We start from the raw sequence: 26,127 nt of genomic DNA on the forward strand, positions 1-26,127 counted from the left end.
CCCTCCGTCGTTTTCCTCAACCTCCCACCCAAGGAGGCGTATGCCGCTGAGCCGGCTCAGCGGCATACGGCCCGTTGGGTGGGGCGCTGGGTCAGCCAGCGAGGCGGGCGGTGCGCAGGCGCCGAAGCGTCGTCTCGAGCTGGTCCAGCTCCACCGCCGAGAAGTCGGCGAGGATGCGTCGCAGGTTGTCGTCGTGGACCAGGATCGCCTTGTCCAGCAGCTCGCGCCCCTGGGGCGTGAGGGCCGCGTAGACCACCCGGCGATCCTTGGCACAGGGCACGCGCTCGACGAGGTCGGCCGCCACCATCCGGTCGATCATCCGGGTGACGCCACCCCCGGTGAGGGCCACCTGCTCGGCCAGGCAGCCCATCGGAGCGAGGCCCGACTCGGCGCGCGAGATACGCAGCAGGACCTCGAACCACGTGTGCGGCACCCCGACCTCGCGCTCCAGGGAGTCGCCAAGCTGCCTCTCCAGGGAGTTGTAGGCCTCCATCAGAAGGCCGAAGGTGGAGACCAGGTCGTGGTCGGTGGTCAGGGCGCTCATGAAAGTAGTTTAACACGCAACTATTTGACACGGGCCCACGATCGGTGCACGATAGTTGACGAGTCAACTATCTAGTGAGGAGTCATCATGCACGTGGCAATCATCGGTTCAGGAAACGTCGGCGGTGCGCTCGCCGGCGCCGCCACCGCAGCGGGCCACTCGGTCACCCTCGCCGCGGCGGACCCCCAGCACGCAGCCGAGGTCGCGGGCCGCGCGGGCGCCAACGCCGCCAGCAGCAACGCGGACGCAGTTCGTGACGCCGACGTCGTCGTTCTCGCCATCCCCGGACTCGCCGTCCCAGCCGTCGCCGACGAGCTGCGGGACGCCCTCCAGGGCAAGGTCGTCATCGACTCGACGAACCCGCTCAACGAGAGCTTCAGCGACACGACGACCACCGACCGCTCCGCCGCCGAGGAGCTGCAGGAACGCATCCCCGGCGTGCCCGTCGTCAAGGCCTTCAACACGATCTTCGCCAGCCGTCACGGCAACCCGACCGAGAGCGGCCAGCCGCTCGACGCCTACATCGCCGGTGACGATGCAGACGCCAAGGGCAAGGCATCCGAGCTCGCCGGCTCCCTCGGCTACCGCGTCATCGACGCCGGCAGCCTCCGCATGGCGCGCGCCCTCGAGGAGATGGCCTTCCTCAACATCTCCCTCAACGCGGGCAACAGCTGGACCTGGCAGAGCGGCTGGAAGCTCGTCGGCCCGACGGACGCCCAGTGAGCGGCGCCGTGACGCAGGGCTTCGGTCCCGCCCAGGTCGCGTGGGCCGGGTCGGACGACCCGGCCGCGCCCCTGGTCGTGCTCCTGCACGGCCGGGGCGCCGACGAGCACTCGATCCTGTCGATGGTGCCCCACCTGCCTGCCGGCCCCGCCTACGCCGCGGTCCGGGCTCCCATCTCAGAAGGCGGCGGCTACGCCTGGTTCGCCAACCGTGGCATCGGCCGACCCGTGGCCGAGTCGCTCGCGGCGACCATGGCGTGGTTCCGCGAGTGGCTCGACGGCGTCGCCCCTGCCGGACGTCCTGTCGTGCTCGTCGGCTTCAGCGGTGGCGCTGCCTTCGCCGGCGGCCTCCTGCTCGGCGACCCGCAGCGGTTCGCCGGCGCGGCCATCCTCTACGGCACCCTGCCCTTCGATGCCGGCGTGCCGGTGACGGCGGGCCATCTGGCTGGGTCGCACGTGTTCGTCGCGCAGGGCGACCAGGACCACGTCATCCCTCGCGAGCTGCTCGACCGCACCTGGGACTACGTCACGGGAGAGTCGGGGGCGGTCGCCCGCACCCGGCGGGACCCCGGCGGCCATGGCATCACCGGTGAGACCGCAGCCGCGCTCAAGGACTGGATCACGTCGATCAGCGAGGGCTGAGGGTCCCGGGCGCCTCGCGAAGGCGGGCGCCCAGGGCAGTCCGGTTCGTCACGCCCAGCTTCTGGTAGACCCGACCGAGGTGGAACTCCACGGTCTTGGTGCTCAGGAACAGGGCGGCCGCAGCCTCCTTGTTCGAGCGCCCCTGGGCCACGAGCTGCGCCACCCGCAGCTCACCGGCCGTGAGGGCCGGCCCTTCGGGTCCTCGACGGAGGGTGGCCCCTGAGGCCTGCAGCTCGGACCGCGCCTGGGCGGACCACGCCGTCGCTCCCAGGCCTTCGAAGACCTCGTGCGCCAGGCGAAGCTGTTCGCGCGCCTCCCGGCGAGCGCCGGCGCGACGCAGCACCGATCCCGCGATGAGTCGCCAGCGCGCCGCATCGAAGGTGCTCGGGGCGGCGTCGACCACCTGCAGCAGGCGACGGGCGGCCGGGCCATCCCGATCGAGGAGGCACCGGGCGGCGGCGAGGGCAGGGGTGGTCACGTCGCCGGGCTGATCGGTGAGGACCGCTCGAGCCTCGTCCTCCCGTCCGGACCGAACCAGAGCCTCCACCCGCGCCACGACGACGTCGGGGGACCATTCGCGACAGAGGCTGAGAGACTCTGCCGCCGACTGCGGCTCGTCGAGGGTCAGGAACAGCAGACCGCGGATCGCCCAGACGTCGTCGGTCAACCACCTCACCTCCAGGTCGTTGACGATCTGCGCGGCTTCCTCCGTGTGCTCCCAGCAGGGACTGCGACGTCCTCGAGCGGCCTCGATCCAGGCCTGGTGCAACAGCCCCTCGGCGACCTGCGTGCGCTGGCCGGACAGCCGGGAGAGCTCGGTAGCCTCCACGAACGAGGCATACGCGCGATCCCAGGCACCACGCGCATGGTCTCGCAGGCCGACGAGCCGCACGACGCGCGGCGACCACATCAGCTCGCCCGTCTCACGCAGGGCGGCGACGGCGCCCTCGACATACTGCGGCAGCGGCGGGACCGGCCCTCCCTCGAAGAGGTCGGAATTCACCGCCCACAGGACGAGTTCGGGGTTGTCGTCCAGCAGCCGCTGGTCCAGGAGCAGCGATCGCGCCGCCTCCATCAGCTCGTGCGCCCGGGTGGCGTCGCCGGCGAGACCGGCGGTAGCGCCCTCGGCGTGCTGGGCCAGGAACACCTGCACCGGATCCGTGATGTCGTGCGCCGCGACTGCCGCGGCAGCGGCGGCCGTCGCCAGGTCTGCCCGGCGGGCGTACATGGCCGCGAGTACGGCCTCGGAAGCCGCCCAGACCCGGCGCTGGCCTGCTCCGGCACGCGCAGCGTCCATGAGGAGTGAGTAGGCGGTGGAGGGGCGTCCGAGACCGTGCTCCACGCGCCCTCGCTCGTGCAGCAGGACTGATCGCTCGTCCTCGTGCCCGGCCTCGGCAGATGGGGTCAGCGCGCCGTCATACAGTCGCGCAGCACGGACCGCGGAGCCGCCGCGGAAGGCGGCCCGCGCGGCCAGCCCGAGCAGCTCTCGACGCCGACCCGCGTCCACGGTGAGCTCGGCCGCGCGCTCCCACGCATCAGCCGCCTCGATGGACGCGTCCCTGGCGGCACTCAGCTGTGCGACCTCCGCCAACGCCTCGGCCACCATGGGGTCGGGCCCGGAAACGGCCTCGGACATGTGCCAGGCCCATTGCGGCCGGCCCTGCGGGACCGACGCCCAACACTCGGCAAGGACCGCGTGAACCCGACGGGTCCGCTCGGCCGGTCCCTCCGCCGACGCACTCCGCGCCAAGGGGTGACGCCACGAGACGCGCCCGTTCGAGAGTCGTCCGAGACCGGTGCGCTCGAAGGCCTCGAGCTCGGGCGCGGTGATCGAGAGCACGGTCAGGGCGCGATGCACGACGTGGGCTGGCGCACGCCCGGCGTGAGCCAGCACTCTGCCCGCCTCGCGGGCGCCGGGACTCAACGTGGACAGGACCTCCCGGTAGGTGTCGGCGGCCGAGGTCGGTGGAAGGTCCACCACCATGGGCCAGCTCCCGGCGCGGACGTCGGCATCCAGCAAGGCCGCAGCCTCCAGCATGGCCAACGGGTTGCCACCGGTCCCCGCTGCGAGCGCAGCCGTCACTCCCGGCGCGGCATGGGGCAGGAGCCGGTAACACTCAGCGACGGGCAGCCCGGTCACATCCAGGGTCGGCAGCGAGCGCAGGACTCGCCCCAACCCCTCCCCGTCGAGATGGTCGAGGGGCCGCGACGCGGCGATCACGGCGACCCGTTCGGCCTGGAGGCGGCGGGCAGCGAACACGATGATCTCTGCTGAGGCGAGGTCCACCCACTGCAGGTCATCAACCACGACAAGGAGGGGCTGGCCGTCCGCGCGTGCGGACACGAGCCCCAGCAGCGCGCCCCCGAGAACCATCCGTCCCGGAGGCGGACCCTCGGCCAGCCCCAGCGCAGTGTCCAGGGCGCACTGTTGAGCGGGGGTCAGCGCGGCACGGTGCTGGAGCAGGGGAGTGACCAGCATGGACAGTCCGGCAAAGGGGAGGTCCCGCTCCGCCTCGACGCCGACGACGCGAATGACACTCACGCCGCCACCCGCGAAGGCCTCCGCAGCCGAGGCGTCGAGCAGCGTGGACTTGCCCACGCCCGCGTGACCGACGATGAGCACCGAGCCGCCCGAGCCGGCGCACGCGTCATTCACCAGCGCGCGCAGCGTCTCCAGCTCCGCCTCACGCCCGATGATGGCCTGCGTCACACCTCAACGGTACGCGGCAGCGACTCTGGTTCGTGGTCAGCCGCAAGGCCCGCCGCCGCTCCGCACCGCGTCCGGAGCGGCGGGGACCGATGCGTCAGGGCGCCGGCGGAGGTGATGCGGTGGGGTTGAAGTGGTGGCAGTACGGGACGGGGATCGGGTAGCTGTGCTCGACGTGGGGAATTGCTTCTGCCGACGTCCGCGTCGGCGCATGTGAGGAAGCCGTGGCGACCCCGGTGTTGCACGCGGCAGCGGGGAGCTCCTGCGGCCCCGCAGCCTGCGCACCAGCTCCTGCGAGGACGAGGAGGCCGCACGAGGTCGCCAGGACAGCGATGCCGTGGCGGATCAGATGTGGCATGGAGGTTCCTTTCACGAGGCCGCGACGCTCGGTCCCGGTCGGCTGTTGGAACTCCCACGTTAGGAAGCGTCAGGCGCGCCCACACCGGGGAAATCCCTAGCAACGAGGACGTCGGGGCGCTGCCGGTGGTGGGCGCTGCCGAGCCAGCCCAGCGGCATACGAGCTCATCCGCGCCACGCCCTGACGAGACGCTCCTCTTGCTTTGACTACTCGGCAGTAGCATCATGGAAGTGACCCGCCAGTAACTTGGCGTGCGCCCGAAGGGCGTCATCTTTCCTGACGAGAGCGAGTGGAGGACCCCATGGGCCACTACAAGAGCAACGTACGCGACCTAGAGTTCAACCTCTTCGAAGTCTTCGGCCGAGGGGACATCCTCGGTCAGGGCCTCTACAGCGACGTCGACGTCGACGCCGCCAAGGACATCCTGCGCGAGGTGGCCCGCCTCTCCGAGAACGAGCTCGCCGAGAGCCTGCTCGACTCCGACCGCAACCCGCCGGTCTATGACCCGGCCACCCACTCGGTGACGATGCCCGAGTCCTTCAAGAAGTCGTTCCAGGCCTACGTCGACGGCGACTGGGGCAACCTCGACGTCCCCGCCGAGCTCGGCGGCATGGTCATCCCGCCGTCGCTCCGCTGGGCGACCGCCGAGATGGTGTGCGGCGCCAACCCCGCCATCCACATGTTCACGGCAAGCTACTCCTTCGCGAACCTCCTCTACCGCCTCGGCACCGACGACCAGCAGAAGCTCGCCAAGCACATCGTCGACAAGGCGTGGCACACGACGATGGTCCTGACCGAGCCCGACGCCGGCTCCGACGTCGGCGCCGGCCGCGCCAAGGCCATCCAGCAGCCGGACGGCACGTGGCACATCGAAGGCGTCAAGCGCTTCATCACGTCGGCCGAGTCGGACCTCGTCGACAACGTCGTCCACTTCGTCCTGGCCCGCCCCGAGGGCGCCGGTCCCGGCACGAAGGGGCTCTCGCTCTTCATCGTGCCGAAGTTCCACGTCGACCTCGAGACCGGGGAGCTCGGCGAGCGCAACGGCGCCTACGTCACCAACGTCGAGCACAAGATGGGCCTCAAGGTCAGCACGACGTGCGAGGTCACCTTCGGCGAGAAGGAGCCGGCCGTCGGCACGCTCCTCGGCGACGTCCACGACGGCATCGCCCAGATGTTCCACGTCATCGAGAACGCCCGCATGTTCGTCGGCACCAAGGCCATCGCGACCCTGTCGACCGGCTACCTCAACGCGCTCGAGTACGCCAAGCAGCGGGTCCAGGGTGCCGACCTGACGCAGATGACCGACAAGACCGCGCCCCGCGTCACGATCACGCACCACCCGGACGTGCGCCGCTCGCTCATGCTGCAGAAGTCCTACGCCGAGGGCCTGCGCGCTCTCGTCATGTACACCGCCACGCAGCTCGACACGGTCGCGCAGGCGCAGAACGGCAACCGGACGGCCGAGGTCGAGAAGGGCTCCGACGCGGAGCTGGCCAGCCGGGTCAGCGACCTGCTCCTGCCCATCGTCAAGGGCCTCGGCTCGGAGCGGGCCTGGGTGCTGCTCGGCACCGAGTCCCTGCAGACCCTGGGCGGGTCCGGCTTCCTCCAGGACTACCCGATCGAGCAGTACGTCCGGGACGCCAAGATCGACACCCTCTACGAGGGCACCACGGCGATCCAGGGCCTCGACTTCTTCTTCCGCAAGATCGTCCGCGACAAGGGCCAGGCCCTGCAGCACGTCGCCGGTCAGATCCAGGAGTTCGCCAAGGACCTCGGCGGATCGCTCGACACCGAGCGCGAGCTACTCGGCAAGGCGCTCGAGGACGTCCAGGGGATCGTCGGCCACATGATCAACGACCTGATGAAGAGCGACCCGCGCGTCGGCGGTGAAATCACCAACCTCTACAAGGTCGGCCAGAACACCTCCCGCCTGCTCCTCGCGGCCGGCGACCTCATCGTCGGCTGGCTCCTCCTGCGGCAGGCGGCCATCGCCCAGGCCGCCATCGACGGCGGCGCGGCCGGCAAGGACGCGGACTTCTACCGCGGCAAGGTGGCTGCGGCCTCCTTCTACGCCAAGAACGTCCTGCCCAAGCTGGCCGCCGAGCGCGCCATCGCCGAGGCCACCGACAACGACCTGATGGACGTGCCCGAGTCGGCCTTCTGACCCCCGGGCAACAGCGGGAGGGAAACTCGGTGGCACCCGCTGCGTGCGAGTACCTACCGTCGTCGCATGGGGACACTTCAGCTGGACGTCACCGACGACGCGCGCACCCGCCAGGCCCACCAGGCGCTCGCCGCGAGCCGCGTCTTCGGCCGGCCGTGGTACGAGCCGCCGTCATTCGAGGAGACGGCGATCGACTGGCGGTACGAGGACAAGGCGGAGCCCAAGGAGATCTGGGTCGCCGAGGATGGGGGCCAGATCGCCGGCGTCGCCACGCTCTACCTGCCGATGGAGGACAACACCTGGCTGGCGTGGTTCGACCTGCACGTCCACCCCGACCACCGCCGACGCGGGCACGGGTCAGAGCTCATGGAACGCATGGCCGAGCGCGCGGCGAAGGCCCGGCGCACCTCGTTGATCACCGAGTTCAAGGTCCCGGTCGACGCGCCGGGCCACGAGTACCGCCGCTTCGTCGAACGGCGCGGCTACGCGCTCAACAACACCGAGGTGATCCGACACCTCGAACTGCCCGTCGCCGACGCGCACCTCGACCGGCTCGACGCGGAGAGCAGGCTCCGGTGGAGCGGCGACTACCGCCTCGAGACCCACGTCAACGGGGTGCCAGCACCGCTCCAGCAGTCGCTCTGCGACGTGATGAACCAGCTCATCGTCGACGCCCCGACCGGCGACATCGAGTTCGAGCCGGAGTCGATGACGCCCGAGCGCTACGCGGAGCAGATCGACGTCGAGCGGCGCATGTCGCGTGAGCGCATCACCACGGTCGCGATCGACGACACCGGCGACGTGGTGGCCTACACCGACCTCGTCATGCCGTCCGGCATGCCGACGACGGTGTTCCAGTGGGGCACGTACGTCCACCGGGAGCACCGGGGCAAGCGGCTCGGGATGGCCGTCAAGGTCGAGAACCTCCGCCACCTCCAGGCCACGCACCCCGAGCGCCGCCGGGTCGCGACCGGCAACGACGGCACGAACTCCTGGATGGTCAGCATCAACGAGGCCCTCGGGTTCCGGGTCGTCGAGCTCTGCCCGGCCTACCAGCGCAAGCTGTCCTGAGGCGCCGTCACCCGGAGCGGCGGGGAGGCCGCTGCCGGGTGGCGGCGAGCAGCAGCGCCACGCCTGCGCCGAGCACGCCCAGGGCGACGACGGGGGTCACGTTCGCCACGAGGAAGAAGACGGGCCGGTTGCCGAGGACGTCGACGCCGACGATCGAGACCATCAGGATCCCGAAGAAGATGACGAGCGCTGAGAGAGCGGCGGCCGCGTCGGGCAGATGATTGCGCACCGCCGGGACGGTCGCCGCGGTCCGCGGCCCCCGGTCCCAGCGCAGGAACACGCCGACGAGCACGCCCGTCACCACCCCGAGCCCGGCGAACAACAGCGGCCGGGTCAGCCACCAGGCCCACGAGGCCACCGGCGGCTGGTCGACCCCGAGCCACCAGAGCGTCAGCAGCACGAGCATCAGCCCCGTCAGGTGCCACAGGAAGGCCGTCATCGCGAACGGTGCAGCCCGGACCACGGCCAGCCAGGCCCGCCGCCGCTGCAGGACACGCGTCATCAGCGGCCGGGCGACGACCGCGAGTCCGCAGATCCCGACACCTTGCGCCAGCAGGGCGGCCGTCGGCGGCGCCATGTTGGACACCGCCTCACCGGGCAGCCCCACCATGGAGGTCGGATAGGGCCCCACCGTGATCGCGAGCGCCATCGAGCCATAGCCGCCGGCGACCATGAGCCAGCCCACCCGCGGCGTCAGCCGACCGTCACGCCACAGGAAGCCGAGCTGGTGGAAGGCCAGCCACACCAGGGCGAAGTTGAGGTTGCCGACGAACTCCACGGCAGTGAACCGGACCGCGTCGACGAGGAGAGCGGACCCGACCAGGAGCCCAGCGGCATACGGCCCCCAGTGGTGGTGGAAGGCCCGCATGAGGGGTGCCAGCGCGCACGCGCCCACGTAGATGCCGACGAACCACAGCAGCTGCGGCACGGCGACCAAGGCGTCGCGGGCAAATCGCCCGACGACGCCCGGCCGACCGGTGAGGCCGCTCAGGTGCGCGACGACGCCCACGCCGACCCACACGGCGAGGAAGGCGAGCGACGGGCGGAGCAGCCGCACCGCCCGGCCCCGGAAGAAGGCGCCGTAGCGGCCCGGCGTGCCCGGTGGCACGCGCCGGTCGAGGGAGTCGAGGGCGTAGGAGTGAGCGACGCCGCCGACGAGGAAGAAGAGCGGCATCACCTGGAGCACCCAGGTGAGGGGCTGCAGGGACGGCACGACGGTGAGGGCGTTGGTGATCTGCCCCTCTGCGGACAGGCCCACCATGAGCCAGTGCCCCAGGACGACGACCAGCAGGGACCCGGCGCGCAGCGCGTCCGCCCAGCGGTCACGGTCGGCCGGCGTCGCGTCGACGATCTGCGCGGCGCGGTCGCCTGGGGCCTTCGAGGGCCGGGTCGTCACCCTCCCATGGAACTACGAAGGGCGGGTCGGGCGCGTCACTTCGCGCCCAACCCGCCCGCGCGAGCCGGTGAGGGTCCGGCTGTGGTCAGTATCGCTCGTCGCGGCGGTCGATGATCTCGTCGTGACGCTCGACGACCTCGGGCCCACCGCGGTGCTCCGTGACCGTCGTGTGCCGGGTGCGCTGGGCATTCTGGATCACACCCATGATCAGGGCGAGGGCGCCGCCGAGCATGAGGATGATCCCCACGGTGTCGAGGTCGGTGTTGAGGATGCTCTCGTCGAGTCCGGTGAACGTCAGGATCGCCCCGAGAACCAGCAACGTGATACCGAGTCCGATACCCATGTCGTCTCCTTCTCCGTGGCAGGCCACGCGCCCGCCTCGGACCTCACTTACCCGCGACGGCGCAGAATCACACGCGTCAGGGCGACAATCACCGCCATCGCGAGCAAACCGGCCGAGACCCAGAGGGCCAGCGCGGCCGCCCCCAGCAGCCCGTCCTCTGCGTGCCGGTAGGCAGCGGCGATGACGGCCGCCCCCACGGGATCCGGAACGACGCCGATCGACGCCTCGCGTCCCAGCACGACGGCACCCGCGAAGGCACCGGCCGACAGCGCGCCGCCCAGCCCGAGGAGGACGAGCGCGACGACGCGGTTGCGCGCCAGCAGCAGGGCCAGCAGCGCGAGCACCACCACCACCCAGGGCGCCGACGAACCGGCGGCCTCGCCGACGGAGTAGACGCGGCGGGCCGTGGTGAGGTCATCGACGGAGAAGAGCGTGATGGGGACCTCCGGGGCGAGGTCGAGTCCGCCGGTCACGGGGACGCCGAGGCTGCGGACCACCTGCTCGACGCCGGTGATCTCGATGGTCAGCGGCATCACGACGTGGCCGGTGGCGTCGAGGTTGGCCGGGCGGTCACCCTTCATCACCGCCACGAACTCGCGGTGCGCGCCGCGGAGCCCGGAGTCCCAGGCCCGGGCCACCTCAGGCCGCTGGAGGACAACCCCGACGAGCTCGCCGAGCGGGTCCTCGAGCTCGCGTGCCAGCGGCTCGGGCAGCGCGAGCTCGGCCTGGATGGCGTCGATGACCCGCTCTGTGAGGGCCTCGCGGACCTCCGGGGAGGAGGCGACCGGTCGCATCTGCGCGACGAACGCGTCCGTGTCGGTCCCCACCGACGCGACCCAGCCGACGACGAGCGCCACCGGCAGGAGGACGACGGCGATCAGTCCGGCCAGGCCGGAGAGCAGCGAGCGCACCCTAGGCGCCCCTCAGGTCCAGGGTGAGCTGCGCCGGCCCTCCCTCGACGAGGGTGAGCGGGATGCCCCAGTCCTGCTGGAAGAGGTGGCAGGCGGCGTGCTCGGGCACCTCGCCGGTCTCGGGGTCGCCGTCGCAGGCGGCAGCCTGCACCGACACGTGCAGCGTCCCCGACCGTATGCCGCTCGCCAGGGTCAGCGTGCGACGGAGCCCCCGCGCCCTGCCGCCTCCGTCGACGAGGAGCCCCTCGGGTGAGGCGGACACGTCGAGCATGGTGGGGTCGCCCCACCGGTCGTCGAGCTTCTGCCCCTTGGGCGGCACGAAGGTGACCTCGAGCTCGACCTGGCCGGGCGCGAGCTCGGTCGCCGGCCGCTGGGTCCGGCGGGCGGGGCCGTCGACGCGCTGGGCGTCCTGCGGAAGAGCGACGCGGGTGAGGCGGTGGGCGGCCGACTCGACGACGACGAGGCGGGTCTCGCCGGTGTCCGGGTCGCGCTCGACCACGGCGTCGCTCGGCTCGGCGAGGCCGCGGGCCAGGGTGGTCACCTCGCCGGTCGCCGGGTCGTAGCGGCGGACCGCCCCGTTGTAGGTGTCGCTGATGGCGACCGACCCATCGGGCAGCTCGGTGACGCCGAGGGGGTGCTGGAGGAGGGCCTGCGCGGCGGGCCCGTCGCGGTGGCCGAAGTCGAAGAGGCCCGCCCCCACGTGGGTCTCGACGGTGAGCCCGCCGTCCGTCGACAGCGAGCGCAGGGCGGACGTCTCGGAGTCCGCGATCCACACCCGGGCGCAGTCGGCCGATGTGGCCAGGCCCGAGGGTTGCGCGAACCACGCCTCGGCGGCGGGCCCGTCGCGCAGCCCCTCGTTCGTCGTGCCGCCGACGACCTCGACGCGTCCCTGCTCCGGGGTGGCGGCAGGAGTCCACGCCCACAGCTGGTGCGTGCCGGCCATGGCGATGAGGAGCCGGTCGCCGAGCCAGGCCAGGTCCCAGGGCGTGGAGAGGTCCTGCTCCAGGGCCGGTCCCCCTCCGGACCGCTCGCGCAGCTGGCGGCCGGTGCCGGCCAGGGCAACGATCCGACCGTCGGCGAGGTGGAGCCCCTTGACCTGGTGGTTGACGGAGTCGGCGATGAGCACGTCGACGCCGAGGGTGTCGCGGACGGCCGCGGGTGCGAGGACCAGCCCCTGCGGCTCGTTGAGGACGCCACGGCCACCCCAGCGGGCGCGCTCCGTCTCGAGGTCGGCCTCGAGGTGGACGACCTGGTGGTTGGCGGTGTCGGAGACGACGAAGGAGCCGTCGTCGAGGGCCACGACCTTGCCGGGGAAGCGGAGCGCGGTGTCCGGCGCCGGAGGCGGCACATAGGGGTCGTCGCCCGGCTGGAGCGTGCCCTTGGCTGAGTGCTCCTCGATGAGCTCGCCGACGAGCGCGGCGAGACCGGGGCCGTGTCCCTCCCCCGACATCGAGGCGACGACGTAGCCCTCGGGGTCGACGACGACCAGGGTGGGCCACGCGCGAGCCGCATAGGCCCGCCAGGTCACCAGCTCGGGGTCGTCGAGCACGGGATGGTGGACGGCGTAGCGCTCCACGGCCGCGGCGAGCGAGTCGGGGTCGGCCTCGTGCTCGAACTTCGGCGAGTGGACGCCGACGATCGTCAGGGCGTCGGGGTACTGCTGCTCGACGGGCCGCAGCTCGTCGAGGACGTGGAGGCAGTTGACACAGCAAAAAGTCCAGAAGTCCAACACCGTAACGCGACCGCGCAGGTCGGCGAGCGACAGCGACCGTCCGCCGGTGTTGAGCCAGCCGCGCCCGACGAGCTCGGGGGCTCGGACCCTGACGCGGGCGCGCGCCGAGGACTGCGTGGTCACTGGAGCCGCCGGTCGGCCAGCACCGGGAAGGCGGAGCGCCAGGCGCGCGTCTCGGCCGGGTCGAACTCCACGCTGAGGACCTCCTCGTGGTGTCCGGCCGTGGCCAGCACGTTGCCCTGGGCGTCCACGACCTGCGAGCGGCCGCCCATCTCGTGGCCCGCATGGGTTCCGGCCGTGTTGCACTGGACGACGACGCACTGGTCCTCGACGGCGCGCGCCTGCCCGAGCAGCGTCCAGTGGGAGACGCGCTTGGCGGGCCACGCCGCGGGCACGACGAACACCTCCGCCCTCTGGTCCAGCAACGCGCGATAGAGCTCGGGGAAGCGCAGGTCGTAGCAGGTCGAGAGGCCGACCCGCACCGACGCATCGGGCCCGGCCGACGGCACGGGCACGTCGATGACGACGAGGTCGGCACCGGGGTCCATCAGCTTGGGCTCACCCTCGCCGAAGCCGAACCGGTGGATCTTGCGGTAGGTGGCGATGAGCTCACCGGCGGGCGAGAAGACGAGGGAGGTGTTCCACACGCCGTGGGCGTTTGCGTCGGTCGGCGTGCCGCGCTCGACGATGCTGCCGCCGTGCAGGGTGACGCCCGCGTCCTTCGCGGCTGCGGCGAGCGCCTGGGCGACGGGCCCGTCGATGGGCTCGGCACGCTCGTCCCAGGCGCGGTAGTCGAAGCCCCCCGCGGGCCACAGCTCGGGCAGGACGACGAGGTCGTGGCCCTTCTGGGCGCGGACGAGCTCGACGACCCGGGCGGTGCGGTCAGCGACGCTCTCGTCGTCGCCGTAGGCCAGCTGGATCACGGCTACCTTCATGGACCAACTCTCACACATGCCGGCGCGGCCGACGGAGTCGTGTCAGCCGGCGAGGGTGCCGCGGGCCCGCACCTCGCGGCGCTTGTCGGCGAGCTGGTCGCGCCACTCGTCGTCCGACTGCACGAGGTAGACGAGGCCGCAGTCCTGGGGGCCGCTCGCACCGGGGAAGCACAGCGTGCACGGCTCACCGACCCGGATGGGGCACTTGGGTGTGGGCACGCTGGCCATGGCAGACCTCCTGCGTCGAATTCTACGTCTCGTAGTAGTTCAACGCGAAACTACTTCGACGTATGCCGCTGAGCTCGGTCCCGACGTCACCGACCTCCCAGCCCTCCCGCCGTGGCGGCCGGCTCAGCGGCCCGGCCGCTCGTCGTGCCTGGCGAGGCGAGCCAGGTGCTCGTTGTAGGCGGCCAGCTCGGCGTCGCCGTCACGGTCGGCGTGCCGGTCGCGGCGACGTCCCTCCACGTTGTCGGATCGGAACCACTGGGCGGCGACGATGAGGGCGAGCACGAGCGACGGCAGCTCGCCGATCGCCCAGGCCACGGCACCGCCGTTGCGCTGGTCCGCCAGAGGATCGTCCACCCAGGACACGTCGATCGTCGTGAAGAAGTCGGGGGCGAGCACCGCCGTGCCGCTGATCATCGCGACGCCGAAGAAGGCGTGGAAGGCGATCGTCGCGAAGAGGACGATGAGCCGCAGCGCGGGGCTCCACTTCGGCGGGCCCGGGTCGGAGCCGACGAGCACCCACGCGAAGAGGTAACCGGCGATGACGAAGTGCGCGGTCATGATCAGGTGCCCGGTGTGCGTGGTCAGGGCCAAGTAGAACAGGTCGGTCCAGTAGAAGACGACGAGGCTCATGAAGAAGAACGCCGCCGCGAAGATCGGGTTGCCCACCACCTTGAGGTAGGGAGAGTGGACCAGTCCGAGGAGCAGCTCGCGCGGGCCGAGCGTGCCGTCCTGCCGAGCCCGGAGGGTGCGCAGGGCGAGCGTCACGGGCGCACCCAGCACGAGGAAGATCGGCACGACCATCGCCTCGATCATGTGCAGCGTCATGTGCCACGAGAAGGCGACCCGGCCGTAGATGCCGAGCACGCCGTTGGTCGCCCAGATGAAGAGGAGCCAGCCGACGACCCAGCTCACGGTGCGCAGGACCGGCCAGTGATCGCCGCGCCGGGCCAGTCGGACGACACCGGCGAGGTAGAGCCCGATGGCGAGCAGAGCCGTCGCGAGGAAGAGCCACTCCACGCGCCAGGCCGTCACCCAGGACAGCGCGGTCGGGGACGCCGGCTCGGGGAAACCCGTCAGGGCCAGGGCGGCACTGGGGTTGGCGACCGTCTCTGGGACAGGCGGCTGCGTGCGGGCCAGGGCCGTGGCGATGCCGAAGGCGAGGCCCATGACGACGACCTCGCCGACGGCCAGTCGCAGGAAACCGCGCCCCGAGCCGGGCCCACGCACCTCGATCGCGGCGATGGTGACCCGCCGGTGCCACCAGCCGGCGACACCGAGGGCGATGAGCGCCGCGACCTTGAGCAGGACGAGGACGCCGTAGCCGGTCGTCAGGTCCTCGGGCCGGTCAAACCGGGTCGAGGCGGCCATGACCCCGGAGACGCCGAGAGCGACGAAGGACCAGAGCGCCACCGTCGAGTAGCGCCTCGCGACGGCCGCGAGCGCGTCACCGAGCGTCGGGCGCAGGAGCACGAGGGCCAGCAGTCCGCCGGTCCAGAGCGTCGCGCTGAGCAGGTGCACCGCAAGGGCATTCACCGCCGTCTCATGGTCCGCCGACCCGCCCGAGTGCCCGGTCAGACCCAGGACGACGACGCCGAAGATCGCCACGACCAGGAGCGCGACCGCGACCGAGCGGGCCCGCGCGAGCGACGCGAACGACGCGACGACGAACGCCGCGATCGTGGAGATGAGACCGACGCGGAGCGTGTCGATGGCCCACACCGAGCTGAGCAGCTGGCCGGCGAAGAGCGGGTGGTCGAGGGGCAGGCCGGCGGCGTCGGCGAAGGTGAGCGCGACCCCCACCGCGCCGGCGATCGCCCACACGAAGGCGGCCGCGGTCGCGACCCGGAGGGCCGCGGCACGCCGCGGCTCATCGATCGCCGCCGACGCCTGCCTGTTCACTCCGGGGATCATCGTGGCGGCCAGCAGGAGTGACCCGACGGTGAGCGCTGCGGCCACGTCGTGCACGAGCCGGACCACGGGGAGCCCCCACCGGACGACCGGGCCGGCGTCAGTGATCCCCGAGGGCGGGGCACTGGCTGCACCAGCGAAGGCCGCGGCGAGGACGGCAGCGCCGAGACCAGCGACGATGACGAGGGCGACGGCCCACAGCACCGTGGAGCGACCCACGGCTGCGGCACGGGCTGCTGAGGGCATGGCTCAAGCCTAAGTAGTGTGGGGCCATGCCTCTGCACCCGGCTGCCCCCGATGACCAAGGCGGCCTCCTCGACGCCTTCGAGCAGGTGGTCCAGGCGATCGTCGACCTGGGCTGGGCCTGCCGCGAGGACGACTTCGAGAAGCCGACCGAATGCCCGGGCTGGACCGTCAAGGACCACATCGTCAAGGTGGTGGCGACGGAGAAGGCCTTCGCCGCGCTGCCACGTGAGCCGCACGGGCCACCCAACCCGGCCGCGGTCCGCAACGAGTTCAACCGGATCGTCGACCTCGAGGTGGCCGCACGTCGGCACTGGACCGGCAGGAGCGTCGTCTCCGAGCTCGCCGACTTCCACCAGCACCGGATGTCCCAGCTCCGGGCCCTCGACGTCGATCTCGACACCGAGATCGCGGGCTTCTTCGGCGACCGCACGACCTTCGGCGACCAGCTCCGCGCCCAGATCACCGAGACCTGGGTGCACGAGCAGGACGTCCGCACGGCCCTCGACCGACCCGGCGACCTCGACTCGCCTGCAGCTGCCGTCTTCACGGCCATGGTCCTCGACGCCCTTCCCGTGCTCGCCGTCCGCGATGCCGCCATCGAGCCCGGTCACGCCGTGGTCCTCGACGTCACCGGACCCGTGCTCGCCCGGGGTGGGGCCCGTGTGGTGGAGGGAGCCGACGGCCAGCCCGTCGGCGAGCGGCTGTTCAGCGGCCAGGACCCCGAGGGCGGTGAGCAGCTCGACGTGACCACCATCCAGCTGACGACGGAGGCCCTGACCCGCCGGGCCGCCGCCCGCCGCAGCACGGACGAGATCCGCTTCAGCGTGCTCGGGGACGATGCGGCGGGCCGCCGCCTCCTCGACGCACTCGAGCAGCTCGCGCCACTCCCGCCCGGCTGAGGGGACGGCGCCCGGGTGCGCATCGCGGGCCCTGTTTGCCAAGAACGGAGGCAACGCTTACGGTCAGGGCGTCGGTGAAGCCAGTGCCGCGTCGTTCGACCCGGCCTGGAGCAGCTGTTGCCCGATCCGACCCTCCCGTCGCGCGATCCGTCCCCACCCCGAGCGGACGCCCGCACCCGCGAGCTCATCGCCACGGTCCTCTCCTCGTCCAGCTCGGCCGAGCGCCAGGCCGCCCTCGACGAGGCCGCCCGGCTGCACATGCCGCTGGCGCGGGCGCTCGCCCGTCGCTACGCGGGCCGGGGGCTGGAGCGGGAGGACCTCGAGCAGGTGGCCTTCCTGGCCCTGCTCAAGGCGGTCCACCGGTTCGACCTGGCGCAGGCCACGGAGTTCGGTGCCTACGCCACACCGACGATCACCGGTGAGCTGCGCCGTCACTTCCGCGACCACGGCTGGCTGGTGCGCCCACCCCGGGAGCTGCAGGAGCGTCGTCAGCTCGTCGCCGCAGCCCAGTCCCGGCTGACCCAGCTCCTGGGCCATGAGCCCGACGAGACGGAGCTGGCGGCCGACCTGGGAATCGGCGTCGAGGAGGTCCGGGAGGCCCTCGTCGCAGCGGAGAACCTCCGGCCGGCCTCGCTCGACGCCACCGCGGATGACGATGGCCAGACGGGCGAGGCGGGGCGGCGCCAGACCGGCCAACGCGCCAGCGCCGAGCCCGCCATGGAGGATGCCATCGTGGTGCGCATGGCGATCGCCGCGCTCCCGCCCCGGGAGCGGGCCATGGTGGCGCTCCGCTTCGACACCGGGCTCAGCCAGGCGGAGATCGCGGAGGCCATGGGCATGACTCCGATGCAGGTCAGCCGCACCCTGCGCCGGGTGCTCGGGATGTTGCGCGACGAGCTCCAGTCGGGCGCTGCGCCCGACTGAGGTCCCACCGGCTGGTCTGCCTCAGGAGCCGTCGCGCCGGGAGCCAGGCCCGAACTGCTGCTCCTGGCCCCGCACCACCTGCTCGGCGACCTGGGTGAGCTTCATGTTGAGCTCCTGCGACGTGCGCCGCAGGACCTGGAACGCCTGCTCGGCATTCATGTGGTGCGCCGCCATGAGCAGCCCGACCGCCTTGCCGATCTCACGGTTGCTGCGCAGTCCGAGCCGGAGCGTCGCGGCCTCCTCGCGGGCCTTCAGGGCCATCAGGGCCACCGACGCGAACGAGGCCAGCACCGCCCCCTGGTCGGCGGACTGCTCGGTCAGGGCCCCCGGCCGGTCGGCGAAGAGGTTGAGCGCGCCGACCTTGTCGCCGTCGAGGAGGATCCGGTAGCCGATCGCCGACCGCACCGGCGTCTCCGCGAGGACGCGCTCGGTGAAGCGCGGCCACGGGCTCGAACCGTCGGTCAGGTCGGCGTCGTGCTGGAACGACTCCTCCGTGACGGCGTCGAAGCACGGCCCCTCACGCACCTCGCGCTCGATGGCATCCGCCCTCCGGGCGACCTCGTCGGTGCCGGCCGCCGTGGAGAACCGGTCGTTGCGACGCAGCATGATCGAGGCGTGCTCACATCCGTCGACGAGCCGGACCGCGGCGTCGACGATCGCCTGGTGGATGTCGGACTCGTCCGCCCCCGCGTAGATGAGCCCGGAGAGACGCACGAAGACCTCGCGCATGCCCTCGTCGTCTGGAAGGTCTTGCGTCATCCCTGTCCTTGGTCCGGGCGGCGCCCCGTGGCACATCCGCCGCTCGCCACATCCTCGCACGCGGGACGGCATTTCGGACGGGGCACCCGCGTCAGGAGGGAGCGGGAGCGAGCCCAGCGGCATACGGCAGCCGTATGCCGCTGGGCGGGCACCCGCGCTCAGCGCAGGTTGTGCATGTCCCGGCGCGAGAGGAAGGTGCGCGTCGCGAGCGCCATGAGGAAGGCAGCACCACCGGCGATGACGGCCACCCAGTAGCCGTGCTGCGCGCCGATGCGGTCGATCACGGCCCCGGAGACCGCCGAGCCGGCTGCGATGCCGATGATCAGACCGGTGAGGACCAAGGTCATGCCCTCGTTGATCTGCGCCCGCGGGACGATCCGCTCGATGAGGTTCATCGTCGTGATGAGCGTCGGCGCCGTCGCCATGCCGGCGACGAGCATGATCCCCGCGAGGACCCACAGGTTGCCCGCGAGCAGGACCGGCGCCTCGAGGACCATCATCCCCAGCGTCCCGACGATGAGCAGCTTGAGCAGGTTGCGCCCGTGCGACACCTGCCCGAAGACGAGGCCCGACGCGGCCGAGCCCACCGCGAAGAGCGCGAGGATCAGGCCGGCGGCGTTGTGGTGGCCGGCGTCCTCGGCGACGGCGAGCGTGACGACCTCGTTGACCCCGAAGATCGCGCCCGTCATCACCATGATGAACGCCAGCGGGATGAGGCCCGGGTTGTGGTACGCGTGCCCGTGCGGCCGCTCGTGGTGCGGGACGATGGGTGGCTCCGTCGAGCGGGCCGACACGAAGACGAGGACCCCGACGGCGTAGCAGACCGACGCGAAGAGGAACCCTGCCTCCGGGAAGAAGGTCGTCGACAGCCAGATCGCCAGCACCGGACCGATGACGAAGGTGACCTCCTCCATGACCTGCTCGAACGACATCGCCGTGTGCAGGCTGCGGGGGTCGTGGGCGAAGATGTGCGACCACCGCGCGCGGGCCATGGTGCCGAGGTTGGGGATGACCGCGCAGAGCGGGAAGGTGATGAAGAGGACCCACGAGGGCCAGCCGCGCCACGAGGCGACCATCGTGACCGCAGCCCAGAACCCCGACCAGATGAAGAAGGGCACGGCGACCCGGCTCTGGCCGTAGCGGTCCACGAGCCGGCCGAGGATCGGCGCCGCCACGGCGAGCGCGACGAGCCCGGTCGCCATCACCGCGCCGGCCAGCTCGTAGGACCCGCGACGCGCGGCGACCATGGCCACGGTCGCCACGGCGAACATCGCCCCGGCCGAGCGCGCGGTCATTCCCCCGATGATGAAGGTGCGAGCCCCCGGCACCTCGAGGAGAGGGCGGTACGACGACAGCAAAACGAGATCCTGGGTGTCGGGTGGAGGGCTGGTCAGGTGGACAGTGGATGGGTCCGCCCGAGACATAGTGGCACGGTCTCGGGCCGCGTGCGTCAACGACCGGACGGATCAGCCGGTGACCCGCCCCGCTCGCCTGCGGCGGGGCCGTGCTTGCGGCGCAGCGACCACATCTGGGGCGACCGCTCGAGCTCGACGGCGACGTCCCAGGCGACGCCACCCGGGACGGTCTCGCGGCGGAAGCTGCGCACGAGGCGCCGGGCGAGCTCGGGGTCACCGGCCACTCGAGCGGCCAAGGCGTGCGCCTCCGGCTCGACGTCCGCGTCGTCGTGGGCCGCCCAGGCGAGGCCGAGCTGCACGGCGCGCTCGCCGTCCACCTCCGTGCCGAAGAGGCCCAGCGCGGCGGCGGCCTCCCGTCCGGCGACGCGGTTGAGCAGGGTGAAGTGCCCCCCGCCCGGGTGGATGCCGATCTGGGCGAAGCCCGGCAGCAGCCGTGCCGTGCGCGAGACGATGCGCAGGTCCGTGGCGAGCGCCAGGTTGAGGCCCGCGCCGACGGCGGCGCCTCGCACCGCAGCGATCGTCGGGACGCCGATGTCCCCGATCGTCGTGAAGGCGCGGTAGACGGTCTCGAGGTTGCGGTAGGCCTCGTCCTCGACGGGGTCGAGCCCGGTGTCGGCGAGGACCGCGCGGACGGCGCCGGCGCAGAAGTGCTGGCCCCCGGTGACGACGATGGCGCCGACGGTGTGGTCGTCCTCGGCGGCTCGTGCGGCGTCGATCAGCTCACGGGACATCTCGACCGAGAGGGCGTTGCGCCGCTCCGGTGCGGACAGGGTGATCGTCGCGACGCCGTCCTCGACGGCATAGGTCACTTCGCTCATTGCGGTCTCCTTCGTCTGGATCGGGCCGTGTGAGGGGCCGTGCAGGGGCCGGGTAGGGGGCTCAGCGCCGGCCCGTGAGGATGAGGGGCCACAGCCGGTCGCGACCGGCGGAGGCGGCGAGCTCGGCGAGCGTCTCGTCCCACTCGTGGACCGAGCCGTACTCGCTGCGTCGGACGAGGATCGGCTTGGTCAGCACGTGCAGCTCGTGCTCGAGGGTGGTGCCGATGGCTCCGAGCACCTGGTGGGCGTTGCGGACGACCACTGAGGCGGCGTGGCCGACGCACGACTTGGCGACTCCCACGGTGAAGAGCATCCCGGGGTCCTGCCAGTTCGTCGTGGCGGCCCGCGCGACCGCCGTGTCCGTCGCCGCGCGGGCGAGTGACGACTCGGTGGCGATGTCGGCCACGAGGTGCTGGATGGCCTGGAACTTCCCGATCGGGCGGCCGAACTGCTCCCGCTCTCGGGCATGGGTGAGCACGACCTCGAGGACCCGCTCCATCGCTCCACACACCTGGGCCGACCGGGCCAGGGCGCCCCGGAGGTGGAACTGGTGGCCGACCGTGTCGGCGACGAGGGGCGCCGCCTCCAGGTCGGCGAGCTCGAACTGGACGGTGTCGCAGGGCTCACCGGCGAGGTTGCGCCGCTCGGTGAGGCGGGTCCGCTCGGTGGGGACGTCCGCGACGCGCCAGCAGTCACCGTCCTCCCAGAGCGCCACGATCGCGGCGGCGTCCCGGGCGAAGGTGACGTTGAGGGCTCGCCCGGACGGGTCAGGGCGGCACACGGTGCGCAGCGCACCGTCGTTGGGCAGCCCCGCCTCCTCGAGGAGCCAGGCGCCGAGCACCCCGTGCTCGGCGAGCGGGACCGGCGCTCCTGCGGCCGCCGCCAGCCCGAGCAGGGCGGCTCCCTCGACCCAGCTCGCGCCGCTGCCACCGCTGCTCTCCGAGGCGGTCAGTCGGGTCAGGCCGAGCTCGTCGAGGTGGGCCCAGAGCGCCGGGTCGAACTCGACGCGCTCGGTGGGAGCCGGTCGCGTCGACCGGTAGGCCTCGAAGAGGTCGGCCAGCATCCCGACGAGGTCGGGGTCGGGACGTGTTGACACGGCGAGGCGCTCGAGATCGGCCATCAGCGCAACCCCAGTCCGCGCGCGATGACGCCGCGCAGGATCTCGTTGGTGCCGCCGCGCAGGGTGAAACCCGGCCGCTGGAGGATCGCCGCGTGGAGCAGCGTGTAGAGCTCCTCGTCCTCGATCCAGCCGCTCGCCGTGAGCGTGTCGACGTAGTCCGCGATGTCGCCCTCCGTGGTCGTGCCCAGGACCTTGACGGCCGCGGCCGCCGTGTCGGCGTCGGCGTGCGCCTCGAGGGCGGTGGAGACGGCGAAGGACATCTGGTGGAGCGCCGCGACGCGCGCGACGTGGCGGCCGAGGCCCGGGTCGAGTGGCAGGCTGCCCTCTTCCATCGCCTCCGCCGCCGCCGCGAGGAGCTGGAACGTCGAGAGGTAGCGCTCGGGGCCGCTGCGCTCGAACCCGAGCTCGGAGGTGACCTGCTGCCACCCCTCGCCGATCGCGCCGAGGACGCGGTCGTCGGGGATGAGGACCCCGTCGAGGTGCACCTCGTTGAAGTGGTGGTCGCCGCCCATCGAGATGATCGGGCGGATCTCGACTCCGGAGGCGTGCAGGTCGACGATGAACTGGCTCAGACCCTGGTGACGGTGGGCGGGGTCGAGAGGGGCCGACCGGGCCAGGGCGAAGAAGGCATCCGCCTCGTGCGCGCCGGACGTCCAGACCTTCGTGCCGGAGAGCCGCCACCCGCCGTCGACCCGCTCGGCGCGGGTGCGGACGCTGGCGAGGTCGGAGCCCGAGTCCGGCTCGCTCATGCCGATGCCGAAGACGATGTCGCCGCGGCTGATCCTCGGCAGGAAGTGACGCTTCTGCCCCTCGGTGCCGTAGCGCAGCAGCGACGGCCCGATCTGCCGTTCGGCGACCCAGTGCGCGGCGACCGGGGCGCCCACGACGAGCAGCTCCTCCGTGACGACGAACCGCTCGAGGTAGGTCCGCCCCTGCCCGCCGTACTCCGTCGGGATGACCATGCCGAGCCAGCCCCGCTGGGCCAGGTCACGGGTGAAGTCGCGGTCCCAGCGGGTCAGCCACGTGTCGACGTGCGGCGTGAAGCGTCCGGCCTCGATCTGCTCCGCGAGGAACTCGCGCACCTCTTCGCGCAGCCGCCGCAGGGTCTCGCCCTCGACGACGACGGGAGGGACGACGGGCGGACGGGGCTCCCGGGCCATTCCACCTCCTCGGCGTGCTGGCTGGCTCTCGGGGCCAGCCTGCCACAGCACGCCGCCCTCCCGGTCGGTCGGGTCAACCGGCGACCCCGGCGTGGCGGCGGGTCCTGGTGGAGGCGAGGCCCACGAGGACGAGCCCGAGCAGGAACCACGAGCCGAGCACGAGCAGGTGCGGTGCCGCCCCGGCTCCGTCGAAGTAGGTGGCGCTGCGCAGGACCTGGCCCCCGGCGCCCGGTGGCAGCCACGCGCCGATGCTGCGCCACGGTTCGGCGAGGAACTCCGGCGCCGTCGCGACCCCGGACAGCGGGTTGCCGACGAGCAGGAAGAGCGCCGCACCGAGACCGAGGCCGGGCATCCCGAGGAGGAGGAGCAGGCCGAGCAGCGCTGTCGACATCGCGGCGATCACCGAGGCCATCGCGGCGGCCTCGAGCAGCCAGCTGCCCTCGAAGACGCCGTACCAGTGGAGCAGTCCCGCCAGCGCGGCGCCGAGCACGATGGCGAACGACAGGATGGCGGCGAGCTTGGCCCAGCCGTTGCCTCGCACCACGCGGTTCAAGATGAGGACCGGTGCGACCGCGCCGATGAAGAGCGGCAGGAGCGCCGTGGCCAGGCCCGCTCCCCTGCTGTCCTGGGCCGGCAGTCCCACGATCTCCTTGACCGGGACCGGCTGGCCCTGCTGCTGGCCCAGCTGCGCGGCGAGGGCCGAGAGACCCTGGGCCACGGCGGGGCTCGCGGCGGGAGCAGTCAGGACGGTGGGACCGGTCGGCCCGACGGCGATGCCGCCGTAGACCTCACGGTCGCGGATCGCCTGGGCCAGGGCCGCCTCGTCCGCAAAGGTCTCGGCCTCGAAGGCGTCGGGCGCGTTGGCCGTGAGGCCGCCGACGACCTGCTGGACGGCCGGGGCCGGGCCGGCAACCCCGATCGGGACCCCTCGCGGCTCGCTGTGGATCGCGGGCAGGGCGAAGGCCGTGAGCACCAACCCGATGAGGATGGTCAGCGCCAGGATCACGCCGGCCGCACCACCGGGCGGGGCGTGGCCGACTCCGACGGGCGCTCCGCTGCCGGAGGGGGCGGCGCCGGCTGTGTGGGCGCTGACCTCCGGCCGGGGGTCGAGGGGGGCTTCATGGTCGATGCGGGAGGACATCCGAACTCCTTTCAACGGTTGTTGAAACCACCATAGGGCCGCTGTCCACGGAATTTCAACACTTGATGAAGGACGCGTTATGCTGAGGTCGTGTCACGACGCCCCGGCCCCCGCTCCGACCGGGCCGACGCACGGGGCGACATCCTGACGGCAGCACGAGAGCTCTTCGCCCACAAGGGCTTCAAGGGCACGACGATGCGCGCCGTGGCCGAGAGCGCCGGCGTCGACGTCGCCCTGGTGCCGTACTACTTCGGCAACAAGGACGGGCTCTTCGCCGCGGCCCTCGAGCTGCCCGTCGATCCGCACCAGAAGATCGAGGAGGTCTTCGCCGAGGGGATCGACGGCATCGGCGAGCGCATCGTCCGGGTCGTGGCCGGCGTCCTCGACGACCCCACCACCGGGCCCGCGCTGCTCGGACTCATGCGCTCAGCCCTGACGGAGGGCACCGGACACGACGTGGTGCGGGATTTCATCGACAACGTCATCATCGGCTCATATGCCCGGCAACTGGGGCGGCCGGATGCCCGGGCCCGCGCCTCCCTCGCCGCCACGCAGATCGTCGGCATGGTCCTCGCGCGGCGGGTCCTGCGGATCGAGCCGGTCGCCAGCATGAGCACCGACGAGCTGGCTGCCCACGTGGGGCCGACGCTCCAGCGCTACCTCGCCGGCGACCTGACCTGACTGTCAGGCGCCGCTGACGAGCAGGAACCCGACCAGCCCGACGATCACTGCAGTGATGACCCAGGCGACGACCGTCGTGAGCCGGTGGTTGGCCATCGCGCCCATCAGCCGCCGGTCGTGCGTGAAGAGCAGCAGCGGGATCAGGGTCCCGGGCAGCGCGAACGACAGGACGACCTGGCTCCACACGAGCGCCAGGGTCGGCTCGACACCGAACCCGAGGATGACCAGGGCCGGCACCACGGCGAGGGTGCGTCGCAGCAGCGCCGGGATGGGCCGCTTGCCGAAACCGGTCATCACGACGTCGCCGGTCTGCACCCCGACGAGCGTCGACGCCAGCCCCGAGGCGAGCAACGCGACCGCCAGCATGGTCGCCGCGATCTGGCCGGCCTCGGCGCCGAGGGCCGCGTAGGCGGTCTCGATGCTCGCCCCTGCCTCGCTCGGCAGGGCAGCGGAGAAGACGACGAGGCTGATGTTGGCTGCACCCGCGACGGTCATCGCGATGACGACCGATCGCACGGTCCGCCGCCCGATCCGCAGGCGTGTGTCCTGCGACGGCTCGACGGTGCCGTCGTCCCGGGCCCGCGACGCGGCCGAGTGGAAGTGCAGGGCGTGCGGCATCACGGTCGCCCCGACGATGCCCACGGCGAGCAGCGCGGCCGACGAGTCGAGGGGTCCGGGCACCGCGGAGCGCAGCAGCTCCACCCGGTCGACGTCGGCGATGAGGACCTGCCACAGCAGGGACCCGATGATCACGGCGAGCAGGACGAGCACGACCGACTCGAAGTGGCTGCGCCCGTGGACCTTGAGATAGAGCACGACGAGGCTGAACGCTGTCACCGCCACGGCGCCCCACATCAGCGGCATGCCGAAGAGCAGGTAGAGCGCGATGGCCCCGCCGACGATCTCGGCGAGGTCGGTCATGATGACGACGATCTCGGCCTGGGTCCAGAGCAGGATGCGGCCGATGCCGGGGTAGCGCCGCGCACTGTGCTCGGCGAGGCTCAGGCCGGTGACCATGCCGAGCTTGGCCGCGAGGTACTGGATCACCATCGCGGAGCAGCTGGCGAACACCACGACCCACACGAGCGCATAGCCGTGCTCGGCACCGGAGCTGATGTTGACCCCGAAGTTGCCCGGGTCGACGTAGGCGATCGCCGCGAGGAGGGCCGGCACGAGGGTGCGGGGCGCGCTGAACGTCCCGCCGAGCCCGTGCTCGGGAGACCGGTCGTCCACTCGCGGCCGCACCATGCGTCCCGTTCCGTCAGCCATCCTCAGAGGATGGGGCCTGCACGGCGCATCCGCC

General features: G+C 72.0%; 24 protein-coding genes. 7 read left to right on the forward strand and 17 right to left on the reverse strand.

The features are described 5' to 3' along the window. Positions 1-91: 91 nt before the first annotated feature. Positions 92-544: a MarR family winged helix-turn-helix transcriptional regulator gene (locus OO014_RS09995; RefSeq protein ID WP_272462164.1), complete on the reverse strand. Its 453-nt coding sequence runs from the start codon at positions 542-544 to the stop codon at positions 92-94. An 87-nt stretch (positions 545-631) separates the two neighbouring features. Between OO014_RS09995 and OO014_RS10000 the strand changes: the two genes are divergently transcribed. Both OO014_RS10000 and OO014_RS10005 read left to right on the forward strand, forming a co-directional pair. Continuing rightward, positions 632-1,267: an NADPH-dependent F420 reductase gene (locus tag OO014_RS10000; protein WP_272462165.1), complete on the forward strand. Its 636-nt coding sequence runs from the start codon at positions 632-634 to the stop codon at positions 1,265-1,267. Beyond that, positions 1,264-1,908: an alpha/beta hydrolase gene (locus tag OO014_RS10005; protein ID WP_272462166.1), complete on the forward strand. Its 645-nt coding sequence runs from the start codon at positions 1,264-1,266 to the stop codon at positions 1,906-1,908. The genes OO014_RS10000 and OO014_RS10005 overlap by 4 nt, the downstream gene beginning before the upstream one ends. On the opposite strand, the gene OO014_RS10010 is transcribed toward OO014_RS10005, so the two are convergent. Then, positions 1,895-4,618 carry an AAA family ATPase gene (locus OO014_RS10010; RefSeq protein WP_272462167.1) on the reverse strand — a complete coding sequence of 908 codons (2,724 nt, stop codon included), beginning with the start codon at positions 4,616-4,618 and terminating at the stop codon, positions 1,895-1,897. The two genes, OO014_RS10005 and OO014_RS10010, sit on opposite strands and share 14 nt — an antisense overlap. 94 nt (positions 4,619-4,712) lie before the next feature. Further along, entirely contained in the window at positions 4,713-4,973 is a 261-nt protein-coding gene (locus tag OO014_RS10015; protein ID WP_272462168.1) for a hypothetical protein, read from the reverse strand. A gap of 301 nt (positions 4,974-5,274) precedes the next feature. Between OO014_RS10015 and OO014_RS10020 the strand changes: the two genes are divergently transcribed. Both OO014_RS10020 and OO014_RS10025 read left to right on the forward strand, forming a co-directional pair. Then, the gene (locus tag OO014_RS10020) at positions 5,275-7,137 is read left to right on the forward strand and encodes an acyl-CoA dehydrogenase (RefSeq protein ID WP_272462169.1); all 1,863 of its coding nucleotides are present in this window, start codon (positions 5,275-5,277) and stop codon (positions 7,135-7,137) included. A 66-nt stretch (positions 7,138-7,203) separates the two neighbouring features. Continuing rightward, the gene (locus OO014_RS10025) at positions 7,204-8,208 is read left to right on the forward strand and encodes a GNAT family N-acetyltransferase (protein WP_272462170.1); all 1,005 of its coding nucleotides are present in this window, start codon (positions 7,204-7,206) and stop codon (positions 8,206-8,208) included. A gap of 7 nt (positions 8,209-8,215) precedes the next feature. Here OO014_RS10025 and OO014_RS10030 read toward each other — a convergent pair whose 3' ends face one another. The 7 genes from OO014_RS10030 to OO014_RS10060 all read right to left on the reverse strand — a co-directional run bounded on the left by OO014_RS10030 (position 8,216) and on the right by OO014_RS10060 (position 15,907). Continuing rightward, positions 8,216-9,604 (reverse strand): acyltransferase family protein, encoded by a 1,389-nt coding sequence (locus OO014_RS10030; RefSeq protein WP_272462171.1) that lies wholly within the window; start codon positions 9,602-9,604, stop codon positions 8,216-8,218. Between the two features lie 85 nt (positions 9,605-9,689). Continuing rightward, entirely contained in the window at positions 9,690-9,947 is a 258-nt protein-coding gene (locus OO014_RS10035; RefSeq protein WP_272462172.1) for a DUF6458 family protein, read from the reverse strand. A 47-nt stretch (positions 9,948-9,994) separates the two neighbouring features. Then, entirely contained in the window at positions 9,995-10,858 is an 864-nt protein-coding gene (locus OO014_RS10040) for a hypothetical protein (protein WP_272462173.1), read from the reverse strand. Between the two features lies 1 nt (position 10,859). Further along, positions 10,860-12,713, reverse strand: a complete 1,854-nt coding sequence (locus OO014_RS10045) for an NHL domain-containing thioredoxin family protein (RefSeq protein WP_272462174.1) — start codon at positions 12,711-12,713, stop codon at positions 10,860-10,862. Continuing rightward, a complete protein-coding gene (locus OO014_RS10050) occupies positions 12,710-13,525 on the reverse strand; it encodes a carbon-nitrogen family hydrolase (protein WP_272462175.1) in 816 nt (271 codons plus the stop codon). Before OO014_RS10050 ends, OO014_RS10045 begins: the two co-directional genes overlap by 4 nt. Positions 13,526-13,567: 42 nt before the next feature. Then, complete coding sequence (locus OO014_RS10055; protein ID WP_272462176.1) at positions 13,568-13,753, reverse strand: DUF6767 domain-containing protein; 186 nt, start codon at positions 13,751-13,753, stop codon at positions 13,568-13,570. Between the two features lie 123 nt (positions 13,754-13,876). Next, complete coding sequence (locus OO014_RS10060; RefSeq protein ID WP_272462177.1) at positions 13,877-15,907, reverse strand: cytochrome c oxidase assembly protein; 2,031 nt, start codon at positions 15,905-15,907, stop codon at positions 13,877-13,879. A 26-nt stretch (positions 15,908-15,933) separates the two neighbouring features. Between OO014_RS10060 and OO014_RS10065 the strand changes: the two genes are divergently transcribed. After that, positions 15,934-16,806 carry a maleylpyruvate isomerase family mycothiol-dependent enzyme gene (locus OO014_RS10065; protein WP_272462178.1) on the forward strand — a complete coding sequence of 291 codons (873 nt, stop codon included), beginning with the start codon at positions 15,934-15,936 and terminating at the stop codon, positions 16,804-16,806. Positions 16,807-16,923: 117 nt separating this feature from the next. Continuing rightward, entirely contained in the window at positions 16,924-17,730 is an 807-nt protein-coding gene (locus OO014_RS10070; RefSeq protein WP_272462179.1) for a sigma-70 family RNA polymerase sigma factor, read from the forward strand. 21 nt (positions 17,731-17,751) lie between these two features. On the opposite strand, the gene OO014_RS10075 is transcribed toward OO014_RS10070, so the two are convergent. The 6 genes from OO014_RS10075 to OO014_RS10100 form a co-directional block, all read right to left on the reverse strand. Beyond that, the gene (locus tag OO014_RS10075; RefSeq protein ID WP_272462180.1) at positions 17,752-18,489 is read right to left on the reverse strand and encodes a GAF and ANTAR domain-containing protein; all 738 of its coding nucleotides are present in this window, start codon (positions 18,487-18,489) and stop codon (positions 17,752-17,754) included. 158 nt (positions 18,490-18,647) lie between these two features. Continuing rightward, a complete protein-coding gene (locus OO014_RS10080) occupies positions 18,648-19,784 on the reverse strand; it encodes an MFS transporter (RefSeq protein WP_272462181.1) in 1,137 nt (378 codons plus the stop codon). Positions 19,785-19,939: 155 nt separating this feature from the next. Then, a complete protein-coding gene (locus OO014_RS10085) occupies positions 19,940-20,722 on the reverse strand; it encodes an enoyl-CoA hydratase-related protein (protein ID WP_272462182.1) in 783 nt (260 codons plus the stop codon). Positions 20,723-20,783: 61 nt separating this feature from the next. Continuing rightward, a complete protein-coding gene (locus OO014_RS10090) occupies positions 20,784-21,842 on the reverse strand; it encodes an acyl-CoA dehydrogenase family protein (RefSeq protein WP_272462183.1) in 1,059 nt (352 codons plus the stop codon). After that, a complete protein-coding gene (locus tag OO014_RS10095) occupies positions 21,842-23,002 on the reverse strand; it encodes an acyl-CoA dehydrogenase family protein (protein ID WP_272462184.1) in 1,161 nt (386 codons plus the stop codon). Before OO014_RS10095 ends, OO014_RS10090 begins: the two co-directional genes overlap by 1 nt. Before the next feature lie 73 nt (positions 23,003-23,075). Continuing rightward, positions 23,076-24,143, reverse strand: a complete 1,068-nt coding sequence (locus OO014_RS10100) for an ABC transporter permease (protein WP_272462185.1) — start codon at positions 24,141-24,143, stop codon at positions 23,076-23,078. A 90-nt stretch (positions 24,144-24,233) separates the two neighbouring features. Between OO014_RS10100 and OO014_RS10105 the strand changes: the two genes are divergently transcribed. Further along, positions 24,234-24,824 (forward strand): TetR family transcriptional regulator, encoded by a 591-nt coding sequence (locus OO014_RS10105; RefSeq protein WP_272462186.1) that lies wholly within the window; start codon positions 24,234-24,236, stop codon positions 24,822-24,824. Positions 24,825-24,827: 3 nt separating this feature from the next. Here OO014_RS10105 and OO014_RS10110 read toward each other — a convergent pair whose 3' ends face one another. After that, entirely contained in the window at positions 24,828-26,093 is a 1,266-nt protein-coding gene (locus OO014_RS10110; protein WP_272462187.1) for an Nramp family divalent metal transporter, read from the reverse strand. Between the last annotated feature and the right edge of the window lie 34 nt (positions 26,094-26,127).

Origin of the sequence: Intrasporangium calvum (assembly GCF_028446585.1) — a bacterium.
Classification (GTDB): domain Bacteria; phylum Actinomycetota; class Actinomycetes; order Actinomycetales; family Dermatophilaceae; genus Intrasporangium; species Intrasporangium calvum_A.

Coding starts and splice junctions, on each gene's coding strand:
- OO014_RS09995 (WP_272462164.1), bottom strand. CDS start 544: ATGAGCGCCCTGACCACCGACCACGACCTGGTCTCCACCTTCGGCCTT.
- OO014_RS10000 (WP_272462165.1), top strand. CDS start 632: ATGCACGTGGCAATCATCGGTTCAGGAAACGTCGGCGGTGCGCTCGCC.
- OO014_RS10015 (WP_272462168.1), bottom strand. CDS start 4,973: ATGCCACATCTGATCCGCCACGGCATCGCTGTCCTGGCGACCTCGTGC.
- OO014_RS10020 (WP_272462169.1), top strand. CDS start 5,275: ATGGGCCACTACAAGAGCAACGTACGCGACCTAGAGTTCAACCTCTTC.
- OO014_RS10025 (WP_272462170.1), top strand. CDS start 7,204: ATGGGGACACTTCAGCTGGACGTCACCGACGACGCGCGCACCCGCCAG.
- OO014_RS10035 (WP_272462172.1), bottom strand. CDS start 9,947: ATGGGTATCGGACTCGGTATCACGTTGCTGGTTCTCGGGGCGATCCTG.
- OO014_RS10050 (WP_272462175.1), bottom strand. CDS start 13,525: ATGAAGGTAGCCGTGATCCAGCTGGCCTACGGCGACGACGAGAGCGTC.
- OO014_RS10055 (WP_272462176.1), bottom strand. CDS start 13,753: ATGGCCAGCGTGCCCACACCCAAGTGCCCCATCCGGGTCGGTGAGCCG.
- OO014_RS10060 (WP_272462177.1), bottom strand. CDS start 15,907: ATGCCCTCAGCAGCCCGTGCCGCAGCCGTGGGTCGCTCCACGGTGCTG.
- OO014_RS10065 (WP_272462178.1), top strand. CDS start 15,934: ATGCCTCTGCACCCGGCTGCCCCCGATGACCAAGGCGGCCTCCTCGAC.
- OO014_RS10075 (WP_272462180.1), bottom strand. CDS start 18,489: ATGACGCAAGACCTTCCAGACGACGAGGGCATGCGCGAGGTCTTCGTG.
- OO014_RS10080 (WP_272462181.1), bottom strand. CDS start 19,784: ATGACCGCGCGCTCGGCCGGGGCGATGTTCGCCGTGGCGACCGTGGCC.
- OO014_RS10085 (WP_272462182.1), bottom strand. CDS start 20,722: ATGAGCGAAGTGACCTATGCCGTCGAGGACGGCGTCGCGACGATCACC.
- OO014_RS10090 (WP_272462183.1), bottom strand. CDS start 21,842: ATGGCCGATCTCGAGCGCCTCGCCGTGTCAACACGTCCCGACCCCGAC.
- OO014_RS10095 (WP_272462184.1), bottom strand. CDS start 23,002: ATGGCCCGGGAGCCCCGTCCGCCCGTCGTCCCTCCCGTCGTCGTCGAG.
- OO014_RS10100 (WP_272462185.1), bottom strand. CDS start 24,143: ATGTCCTCCCGCATCGACCATGAAGCCCCCCTCGACCCCCGGCCGGAG.
- OO014_RS10110 (WP_272462187.1), bottom strand. CDS start 26,093: ATGGCTGACGGAACGGGACGCATGGTGCGGCCGCGAGTGGACGACCGG.